We start from the raw sequence: 886 nt of genomic DNA, 5'->3' as shown, positions 1-886 counted from the left end.
CACATAAAATCTATGTTTAAGGATGCATTAAACATGTGTTCTTTAATATTTTCTAGAGCTGTTAGGACTATAAAGCCAACAGCAAGCCGTGGCCCATATGAAACCTAAACTCAATACGTAGGATGTGCGGAACGCACATATGCAGTTCTCAAGGTTTGAGCCAAGAGGCTGTCTGAAACAACAAATACGGTTTCAGACGACCTTTCTTTCAACAAGCCACCACAGCAATCAGACAAAAGCGACCCGCCGCCACACCCATGTCGGCAGCACGGCCGGCAAAACGATTATCCGAAGCGGCGGGGATACCACCCTCAAAGGTGCGCAGCTCATCGGCAAAGGCGTACAGGCAGATACGCGTAACCTGCATATAGAAAGTGTACAAGATAGCGAAACCTATCAGGGCAAACAACAAAACGCCGGTGCCCAAGTGACCGTAGGCTACGGATTCAGTGCAAGCGGCAGTTACAGCCAAAGCAAAATCAACGCCGAACACCGAAGCATCAGCGCACAAAGCGGTATTTCCGCCGGAGAAGACGGCTATCAAATCAAGGTCGGAAACCACACCGACCTCAAAGGCGGCATCATCACGTCTAGCCAAAGCGCAGAAGACAAAGGCAAAAACCGCTTTCAGACGGCCACCCTCACCCATAGCAACATTCAAAACCACAGCCGCTACGAAGGCGAAAGTTTCGGCTTAGGTGCCAGCGTTGCCGTAAGCGGCAAAACGCTGGGGCAGGGCGCACAAAATAAACCTCAAGACAAACACCTGACAAGCGTAGCGGATAAAAACAGCGCAAGTTCATCAGTGGGTTATGGCAGCGACAGCGACAGTCAAAGCAGCATCACGAAAAGCGGCATCAACACCCAAAACATTCAAATCACAGAC

General features: G+C 50.1%; 1 pseudogene. It reads left to right on the top strand.

From position 1 onward, the window contains the following. Positions 1-241: 241 nt before the first annotated feature. Positions 242-886: pseudogene (locus ACTHUM_RS15570) on the top strand (hemagglutinin repeat-containing protein); the annotation flags it as partial.

This window comes from Neisseria sp. P0021.S006, assembly GCF_051956895.1.
This window is presented reverse-complemented; position numbering and strand designations above follow the sequence as displayed.